This is a genomic window from Pseudomonas sp. P4_C3, assembly GCF_056402075.1.
The window spans coordinates 1-9,082 of record NZ_JBFUIC010000181.1 but is presented as its reverse complement, the minus strand read 5'-3'; the positions used below and the strand labels follow the sequence as shown (position 1 = coordinate 9,082).

At 52.7% G+C, this 9,082-nt stretch carries 10 protein-coding genes and 2 pseudogenes; 10 read left to right on the top strand and 2 right to left on the bottom strand.

Annotated elements, in window-relative coordinates:
- The 5 genes and pseudogenes from AC1DVH_RS21820 to AC1DVH_RS21800 form a co-directional block, all read left to right on the top strand.
- A pseudogene (locus AC1DVH_RS21820) lies at positions 1 to 83 on the top strand (hypothetical protein); the annotation flags it as partial.
- A gap of 113 nt (positions 84 to 196) precedes the next feature.
- Positions 197 to 1,456: a cation:dicarboxylate symporter family transporter gene (locus tag AC1DVH_RS21815; protein WP_477755551.1), complete on the top strand. Its 1,260-nt coding sequence runs from the start codon at positions 197 to 199 to the stop codon at positions 1,454 to 1,456.
- Positions 1,457 to 1,639: 183 nt separating this feature from the next.
- Entirely contained in the window at positions 1,640 to 3,385 is a 1,746-nt protein-coding gene (gene ggt, locus AC1DVH_RS21810; RefSeq protein WP_477755550.1) for a gamma-glutamyltransferase, read from the top strand.
- Between the two features lie 157 nt (positions 3,386 to 3,542).
- Positions 3,543 to 3,617, top strand: a pseudogene (locus AC1DVH_RS21805) (TetR/AcrR family transcriptional regulator); the annotation flags it as partial.
- A 39-nt stretch (positions 3,618 to 3,656) separates the two neighbouring features.
- Complete coding sequence (locus AC1DVH_RS21800; protein WP_477755554.1) at positions 3,657 to 3,716, top strand: hypothetical protein; 60 nt, start codon at positions 3,657 to 3,659, stop codon at positions 3,714 to 3,716.
- A 50-nt stretch (positions 3,717 to 3,766) separates the two neighbouring features.
- Here the strand turns inward: AC1DVH_RS21800 and AC1DVH_RS21795 are convergent, their stop codons facing one another.
- Positions 3,767 to 4,156, bottom strand: a complete 390-nt coding sequence (locus AC1DVH_RS21795; protein ID WP_477755549.1) for a winged helix-turn-helix transcriptional regulator — start codon at positions 4,154 to 4,156, stop codon at positions 3,767 to 3,769.
- 113 nt (positions 4,157 to 4,269) lie between these two features.
- Here AC1DVH_RS21795 and namA point away from each other — a divergent pair, with 113 nt between their 5' ends.
- From namA to AC1DVH_RS21775, 4 genes are all read left to right on the top strand, one after another.
- Positions 4,270 to 5,310: an NADPH dehydrogenase NamA gene (namA, locus tag AC1DVH_RS21790; protein ID WP_477755548.1), complete on the top strand. Its 1,041-nt coding sequence runs from the start codon at positions 4,270 to 4,272 to the stop codon at positions 5,308 to 5,310.
- A 62-nt stretch (positions 5,311 to 5,372) separates the two neighbouring features.
- A complete protein-coding gene (locus AC1DVH_RS21785) occupies positions 5,373 to 5,756 on the top strand; it encodes a nuclear transport factor 2 family protein (protein ID WP_477755547.1) in 384 nt (127 codons plus the stop codon).
- 208 nt (positions 5,757 to 5,964) lie between these two features.
- Positions 5,965 to 6,984 carry an alpha/beta hydrolase gene (locus tag AC1DVH_RS21780; protein ID WP_477755546.1) on the top strand — a complete coding sequence of 340 codons (1,020 nt, stop codon included), beginning with the start codon at positions 5,965 to 5,967 and terminating at the stop codon, positions 6,982 to 6,984.
- A 290-nt stretch (positions 6,985 to 7,274) separates the two neighbouring features.
- Complete coding sequence (locus AC1DVH_RS21775; protein WP_477755553.1) at positions 7,275 to 7,658, top strand: nuclear transport factor 2 family protein; 384 nt, start codon at positions 7,275 to 7,277, stop codon at positions 7,656 to 7,658.
- 129 nt (positions 7,659 to 7,787) lie between these two features.
- On the opposite strand, the gene AC1DVH_RS21770 is transcribed toward AC1DVH_RS21775, so the two are convergent.
- Positions 7,788 to 8,798: a zinc-dependent alcohol dehydrogenase family protein gene (locus AC1DVH_RS21770; RefSeq protein ID WP_477755545.1), complete on the bottom strand. Its 1,011-nt coding sequence runs from the start codon at positions 8,796 to 8,798 to the stop codon at positions 7,788 to 7,790.
- A 167-nt stretch (positions 8,799 to 8,965) separates the two neighbouring features.
- On the opposite strand from AC1DVH_RS21770, the gene AC1DVH_RS21765 reads away from it, so the two are divergent.
- A partial coding sequence (locus tag AC1DVH_RS21765) for a LysR family transcriptional regulator (protein ID WP_477755552.1) occupies positions 8,966 to 9,082 on the top strand: 117 nt, incomplete at its 3' end.

The following is a 9,082-nucleotide window of genomic DNA, read 5'->3' as shown; positions in this document are numbered from 1 at the left end:
CCACCATGTTCTTGTTCGACCCATGCGGTAATGCCCTTGAATTCAAGGCGTTCAAGGATATGAGCCAGCTCTTCGCAAAATAAGAAAAGTGTTGGCACAACAGCGTTGTGCCATTTGAACTCAAGTGAGCTGGAAGCTCATGACTCTAGCAACTGCCAGTTAACGCAGTCCTTTCATTCCAACAAGAAGGCTAGACATGAAACGTATTCCCTTGGTGTGGCAAATCATTGCCGGGCTGTTGCTTGGTGTGCTCGTCRGCTGGTACTTCAATACCCATCCGCAGTATCAATCGTGGGTTAGCGCGGAGATCCTGAAACCGCTTGGCGATATTTTCATCAAGATGATGAAGATGGTGGTTGTGCCGATCGTGTTTTGTTGCATGATCCTGGGCATCGCAGGAGGCGGAGATAACAAGTCATTTGGCCGTATGGGCATAAAGTCGCTGGGGTATTTTTTTGCGATCACCGGCCTGGCGATTGTGATGGGTCTGTGTTTCGCGAACATCTTCGAGCCTGGCACAGGGACTGATATTTCCGGTATTACGCATAGCGCTGCGTCCATCACGATGGAACCTTCGAAGGGCGCTCTCGTGATTGTGCAGAACATCGTCCCGGACAACGTATTTGTGGCAATGTCCGAAGCCAAGCTGTTGTCGGTGCTGTTCTTCGCCGTGTTGTTCGGCATGGCATTGAACTCGCTGCCCAGGGAGAAGAGCGCGCCAGTGGTCGCCGTGGTTCAGGGTATTTCCGATGCGATGTTCAAAGTCGTCTCAATCGTCATGGCGTACGCTCCTATAGGTGTATTTGGCATGATCGGCGCGACTGTTGCGACCTTTGGCTTTGCCTCGCTATTGCCCTTGCTCAAACTGATTGGTGTGGTCTACCTGGCACTGATTGTCTTTGCGTTGGTGGTTCTCGGCGGAATTTGCTATCTGATCGGCGAGAACATTTTCAAGCTGATCAAGTATTTCCGAAATGAGCTGATCCTTGCGTTCTCGAGTGCCGCATCCGCAGCGGTCATGCCGCAGTTGATGAGCAAACTGGAAAGCTATGGCGTTCCGCGCCGCATCGTCAGTTTTGTGGTGCCGGTGGGTTACGCATTCAATCTGGATGGCGCGTCGATTTTCCTTGGTGTGGCTACGATTTTTGTCGCTCAACTCTATGGGATCGACCTGTCGCTTTCTCAGCAGATACTGCTGGTGGTCACAATGGTGCTTACCTCCAAAGGTGCTGCTGGGGTACCTGGATTTGCCATCATTATTCTTTCTGCGACGTTGGCGTCTGCCGGTCTTCCATTGGWAGGGGTAGCGCTTATTGCAGGGATATTTAGGATTATTGATAGCGGCACAACCACGCTGAACGTACTGGGTAATGCAATCGCACCATTGGTAATTGCCAAATGGGAAAAGGCGGCCCTTGAGCCTTCAAGAGTCGAGCGAGTAACGCAGAAAGCATAGCTACCCATGAGGAGCCATCGGCCATCAAAAGCCTGTGGCTCTTCTCGTTTTCGTGGGTCAACAATAAATTTTTATGTCTGTTCTCTTTGCCGGGCTCTGAGCTGTGCAGTCGGATTTTAGAAACTGTACAGCTTCAGATTTCCGAGTTTTGCTGCCGATTATTAATAAAAAATAAGGTGCTTTATGTGCAAAGAATCCTTTCTCGATTCACACCGTAAGTTGGCTTTGTTCTGTGCGGTTTTACTGGCTTGCTTCCTAACCGTGGGGAATGCTCAGGCCGCTTCAGGCAACRCTGTTAAATCGCATCTGTTGACCCATTCTGCGGTGGCAGTACCTGATCGTTATGCGGCTGAAACAGCTAGAGCCATCTTTGCCAAAGGTGGCAATGCCATCGATGCGGCGGTGGCCATTGCATTCACTTTAGCCGTTACCTATCCGGAAGCGGGGAACATTGGCGGTGGTGGGTTCATGGCGATCTATCACGAGGGTAAACCTTACTTTCTTGACTACCGCGAGCGGGCACCGCTCAAGGCGACCAGGGACATGTTCGTCGCCGGCAATGGTCAAGTGATCCCTGCTGATAACACCCAAAGCAGCGTGCTTGGCTACAAGGCCGTGGGCGTGCCAGGCACGGTCGCCGGCTTGTGGGAAGCCCATCAGCGTCTTGGAAAGCTCAGCTGGCCGGCGCTGGTCGAGCCAGCAATCCACTATGCGGATGCGGGCTTTCGAGTTGATGAAATGCTAGCCGGTTTGGCGGCAACGGAAAACCAACAGCGATTCGCTGGAAAAACCAATTTCTCTGAGCATTTTGGTACGTTGCAGTCGGGCATGATCTTTAAGCAGCCTGAACTGGCAGCGGTATTGAAGCGAATCGCGAAGCACGGCGCTGCAGGTTTCTATTGCGGCAAGACAGCCGAACTGATCGTCGCTGATATGACAGAGCATGGCGGACTTATCAGCGAAGCCGACCTGCGGAACTACAAGGCAATTTGGCGAGAGCCGATACAGGCAAACTGGAATGGCTTCCAAGTGGTGACCGCGCCACCGCCCAGCTCCGGTGGGATCGCTCTGGTTCAGCTATTGAAGATGAAAGAAGCTCGAAACGCGGATTTTAGTGGCGTGCCGCTGAATTCACCAGAGTACATTCATCTGGTCGCAGAAATCGAAAAGCGAGTGTTTGCCGACCGAGCTCACTACCTGGGCGATCCCGATTTCTACAAGGTTCCGGTAAGACAGCTGCTGGATCATAATTACCTACTGCGGCGTGCAGCAGAAGTGAGTGTTTCGGCACCCTCAGACACCAGCAAAGTAGTCGCAGGTTTGAACATTACCTTCCCGGAAAAACCGGAAACGACTCATTTTTCAATTGTCGACAAATGGGGGAACGCGGTATCGAACACCTACACATTGAATGGCTTCTTCGGGTCTGGAGTGGTTGCCAGTAAAACCGGAATACTGCTCAACGATGAGATGGATGACTTCTCTGCCCTTGCCGGAGTGCCCAATCAGATGGGGGTTGTCGGTAATGACACCAATGCGATTGAGCCCGGAAAGAGACCACTTTCCTCGATGTCTCCGACCATCTTCCTGAAGGACGGGAAGGTCGCGTTGGTCATCGGCACGCCGGGTGGCCCTAGAATTTTTACGTCGATCTTTCAGGTGGTGAGCAATATCTATGACTTCAAATTGCCGCTAAAGGATGCGGTTGGCGCGATGCGCTTTCATCATCAATTGCTGCCAGCAAATACCATTTTCTGGGAGCCTTACTCTCCGATCACAGGGCGATTGGCCAGAGATCTCGACGCTAAGGGCTATAACCTAGTCAACCAGGGCTTCAATGGTGATATTCAGGCGATCAAGGTGAATGGCGGTATCCCGGAACCGGTGACAGACCCGAGGGGCAGGGGAGTAACGATGCTGGTCAAATAATTCGTCATTTCCAAACAAATAATTCGATCTGAGCAACAGTTTCCGTTTCCATCGTCGGGCACTGAGGTGAGGCTTGGTGATTTGAGGGATGGAAGAAAGCTAGATCGGGAAAACGTCTATAGACAACCGGTCTAGTTTTCTGTGGGCTATCCACCCTATGAAGAAACCTATTCAAGACATGCGGCAGCACATCATCGATGTAGCGAAGTCGCTGATGACCCATAAAGGTTACTGAGTTTGTTCCTTTGAAGGCTTCGCCTATCTCAAAAATTTGCTGACGCGGCTGCCGACGCAGCAAGCGAATGAGATCGTCCAACTGCTGCCTCATTAATGTGAGCCAGCCCATCGAACACAAAGTCATTGAGGCAATAGAATCTAAAACTAGGCCAGAGATTCAAACTGATCGTCATCGACCGCAGAGCGCCTGAACTCTAAGATCGTACTCTCATGCACCGCTCCCCATTCCCGCATCGCACTGACCAAAGGCGCAAGTGTGTTGCCTAATTCTGTGAGCGAATACTCCACCTTGGGCGGCACTTCGCGATAGATTTCGCGATGGATAACTCTGTCTGTCTCCAGCTCTCTCAACTGAAGGGTGAGCATCCTCTGAGTCACATCCGGAATTAACCGGCGCAACTCGTTGAACCGCTTTGTTCCGGACATCAGGTGGAACAGTATGAGCGATTTCCATTTCCCGCCGATCACATCAACGGTAAACGCGACGGGGCAAGCAAACGCTTCAACTTCTCCCTGAGGAGCGCATTTCTTCACTGGGTATCTCCATGGTATAAAAAATGTGCCTACAGCACAAAATTGTGCGTACTTACGTAAAGATGCTGTGGACGTTAGCATGATTCCATATTAACCACTATGGAATCCGCCAGATGAGCTTGTTGCTATCCCCCCATGAAATTAAAGGCCTGAAACTGAAAAACCGGGTCGTTATGTCCCCTATGTGCATGCACATGGCCGCTGATGATGGCTTTGTCACTGACTGGCACCGAGTTCATTATGGTGCTCGAGCTTTAGGTCAGGCGGGGCTGATTTTTCCAGAAACGCTGGCTATCGAGGCTGATGCTCGTATAGGGGCCGGTGACTTGGGTATCTGGAGCGATGAGCATATTGGCGGCCTGAAGGCGCTGACTGAACTGCTCCACGGCTTTGGGGCAAAAGCTGGCGCTCAAATTGGCCATGCCGGGCGCAATGCCGATTTGCCTAATCTCATTCATATCGCTCCGTCGGCGATTCCCTTCACGGATACCAGCCCTGTTCCCCGCGAACTCGCAGCTGATGAAATTCCGGGTTTGGTAAAGCTATATGGCGATGCCGCACGGCGCGCCCGCGAAGCGGGATTCGATGTGCTCGAGATCCACGCCGCGCATGGCTACTTGCTTAGTGAGTTTCTCTCGCCACTAGCCAACATGCGCGACGACGAATATGGAGGTGATGCCAAGCGTCGCTATCGCTTCCTGCGCGAAGTTTTGGAAGAGGTTAAAACTCACTGGGAAGATCGTCCTCTGTTCGTACGGATATCCAGCTCTGATTACACCGAAGGCGGAAACACGCCTGAGTCGTTCCTTGAATATGGTCGCTGGATGAAAGAGCAGGGTGTTGACCTGATCGACTGCAGCTCCGGCGGAGTCAAGATGGTCAAGGTGCAGACCTACCCGGGGTACCAGGTACCGGCCGCTGAATTACTGCGTAAGGAGTTGCATATTGCTACAGGTGCTGTGGGTGTGATTCAGAGTGGGCGTCAGGCCGAAGAAATCTTGCAAAACGGCCGCGCTGATCTGGTGTTTGTAGGGCGACAAATGCTGCGTGATCCATTCTGGGTTCGCACCGCTGCAGATGATCTGAAGGAAGTCATAGAGATTCCTGACGCCTACACGCGTTATGGATCTGTCTGGCTTGATACCAAAGCCTGAAGCTTTTTTTGCATAAATCAAATCAGTGATCAATAGCAACCCAATGAAGCAGGAGTGAAAACATGAGCAAACCGACTTACGTACAAGAATACCAAGCCATCACCGAGGTGCTGAACAAGTACATTGAGGGCTGCAAGCAGGCCAAAAGCAGCATCATGAAGCCAGCTTTCAGTGAGCAAGCGACCATGTTTAGCGTCGATGGCGACGGTAAGCTGGCCGGCGGCGCGATTCCAATCCTGTTCGATGGGATCGACACGGGTTTCCGCCCGTCTCCTGACGCACCGGCCGCTATAGCCCGCATCGAGGTTGTCGGTACGGCGGCTAGCGCTCGCATCGACGCCAACGACATGTCAGGCATCTCCTTCACCGACTTTTTCCATCTGTTGAAAGTCGATGGCGAGTGGAAAGTCGTCAGCAAGATCTTCCATACCCACGTAGCGCATTGAACCTCTGTCCTCCTTGGGTAGGCGGGGATGAGGCTTCCCAGCATGCCTGCTGTGTTTTTGTTTGCAGACGAGCGGCGCTGGAACTGTGCGTCCGGCACACGACCTTCAAGTCGTTGTCTTCCACTGCCTGAGTGAAGACGCAACAAAAATACGAAGTAGCTCGCTATTTAAAACGATGCACTCACTCAGGTAATACAGAGGAAAGATCATGAAAACCCTCACATCCGCTCTGGCCCTTACCGCTGCGACCCTGTCCCTTGGTAGTGCTTTTGCAGCCAGCCAGCCCGGCGTTGAACACAACACCGCAAAATTCTTGCAATCCCTTGAAGGCGGTAAGACGCTCGACTCCATGACACCGGTCGAGGCCCGCGCCGCGCTGGTGGCCGCCCAGGCGGCCCCCCAAGTGGCCTTGCCGGCAGCTGATGTCAGCGAGATGACGATCCGCGTCAACGGTAGCGACCTGAAGCTGACCATCGTTCGCCCTGTCGGCAGCAAACAGAAAACACTACCCGCGTTCATGTACTTCCACGGCGGCGGCTGGGTGTTGGGCGACTTCCAGACCCACGAGCGGCTGGTGCGTGACCTGGTGACAGGCTCGGGCGYGGTGGCGGTCTTCGTCAACTACACCCTCTCGCCTGAGGCGGGATACGGCGTCGCCATCGAGCAAGCCTATGCTGCGACAAAATGGGTGGCCGAACATGGCAAGGAGATCAACGTAGACGGCAAACGCCTCGCCGTAGCTGGCAACAGCGCAGGCGGGAACATTGCAGCCGTGGTTGCCTTGATGGCGAACGAGAAGGGCGCACCAGCACTGCGTTCGCAAGTGTTGCTGTGTCCGGTGACGGATGCAAACTTTGACACGCCGTCCTACAAGSAGTTTGCCAACGGCTACTTCCTGACGAAGGAYTTGATGGYSTGGTTCTGGGACMATTACACACTCGACGCCGAAGCACGCAAACAGATTTACGCGTCGCCGCTGCAGGCGACAACCGAGCAGTTGAAGGGCTTGCCGCCGACGCTGATCCAAACTGCCGAATTCGATGTCCTACGCGATGAAGCTGAAGCTTACGGCCGCAAGCTCGACGCTGCGGGTGTGCCTGTGAAGTCGGTACGCTACAACGGCATGATTCACGATTTTGGGCTTTCGAACGCATTCAGCCATCTGCCGGCGCCCCACACCGCGATCGAGCAGGCATCTCAAGAACTCAAGAACAACCTGAGCGAGTAACTTCAAAAAAAGAACCCGCAGGTTACGGTGGAACTGTGGGAGTTATTACTGGAAACACATCGTTCATTTCATTGCGAAGCTACAGTAGCATCAAAGTTTTTCGGAACACCCGCTGTGCTTTTTGCAGTTGAGCATAAACTAATAATCGCATTACTTATTAAATTAAGAGTGAGAAAATGAAAATTACTTCTATCAAGAGTTTGTTTCTTGTCGCCCTGATTTCGAGCTTTGGCGCGATTGCTCAAGCAGAAAACCTACCTGGCGACCCACAAGTTATCAGTAGTAAAACAATGAACAAACCTACGTACGTAGACGAATACCAAGCTATTACTGAGGTGCTGAACAAGTACATTGAGGGCTGCAGGCAGGCCAAGAGCAGCATCATGAAGCCCGCGTTCAACGAACATGCAACGATGTACAGCGTCGGCGCCGATGGCAAGTTGTCCGGGGGCGCGATTCCAATCCTGTTCGATGGGATCGACAAGGATTTTCGCCCATCTCCTCACGCAAAGGCTGCTATTACCCGCATAGAGATCGTCGGTACTGCCGCTAGTGCTCGCATCGACGCCAACGATATGTCAGGCGTCTCCTTCACCGACTTCTTTCATCTGCTGAAAGTCGAAGGCAAGTGGACTGTGGTTAGCAAGATTTTCCAAACGCATGTAGCGCCTTAATTACTTGGGTCGTCCGGCGGCTTTGTGCTTGACTAGGGATTCTTCGCTGAAACCCTTCGATCACAGCTATCGACTTTAGTTAGTGGAGTCGGTATTCAATCGCCGGATGACCCAGTCCCTTTCTTGATCTTACGAGATTTTGATTACTACCTTGCCAAAGGCGCCCCTGGCCAAGTGCTCATACGCTTGGCGTGCTTGATCAAATGGATACACGTGGTCGATTACTGGGCGAATCTCGTGCTCATTCAAGAATTCGTTCATGCGATCAAATGAGGAGCGAGGAGCAACCGCGATGCCACGAATCGTTGTTTGCCGGAAGATCAAAGGCATCAGGTTCAGCGCAGAGGTTTGGCCGGTCAGGAAGCCGATCTGTGCGATACGTCCTCCTGCCTTTGTCGCTGCAACCGACTGATTGATGCCGTCCCCACCTGCCACATCCAGGAGGAGATCGACCCCCTTGCCGTCAGTGAGCTTCAGTACTTCCTCTGCCCACTCAGGGCTAGTGCGATAATTTACGCCCGCAACAGCACCCAGTTTTTTCACAGCTTGCAGATTGTCATCTCGACTGGAGGTGACGATAATTTTAGCGCCAAGTGCCGTTGCAATTTGTGTTGCGAATACAGAAACACCTCCTGAGCCCTGAACCAGAACGGTTTGGCCTGCCTCGATCTGGCCGAACTCAACGAGCGCATACCATGCCGTCAGAGCAGCAATTGGAAGGGTCGCAGCTTCCTCATCTGACATGCTGTCGGGAGCACGTACCGCGCTGTCTTCATGGATAATCATGTACTCCGCCAGACCACCCGGCAATGGCGAGCCGAAGCAGTAGTTGGGCTCATCTGGCCCAGGCATGCCATCCAACCACCGTGAGTAAAGGTGTGAGTTAACTCGATCTCCGATAGCAAAGCGGCTGACGCCATCACCGACTGCCACGACAGTACCGGCCGCATCGCTTACGGGGATTAGCGGCTTGGGCACCATATGAGGCTCATAGATGCCGTCAACGATTGCCTTGTCCCGGAAGTTAAGCGATACAGCCCCCACTTTTACCAGCAGTTCTCCAGCTTTGGGCACGGGTGTGTCAGCTTCCCCCAGCACAAGATTGTCCAATCCGAAATCTTTCAGAAGCCACGCTTTCATTTTCAATCTCCAGCAGTTTTGAATGTGCAGGGGAGGAAAGCTCCTCCTTTACGCTGGGGACATTGTTGAGGTTTCGCTGCACTAGATAAATGTGCAGAAACCAACAGGATTGTTATCCTGATCAGCAACAATCATCCAGTTATCATGCTTTGCCGAGAAAGAGACTCATGGAGCTTCTACAGTCGATGCAGGTATTCGCCAAGCTAGCTGAGTTGGGAAGCTTCACCAAAGTCGCGGAGGCAATGCAGGCAGGGCGCCCGCACGTCACACGCACCATTCAGGAT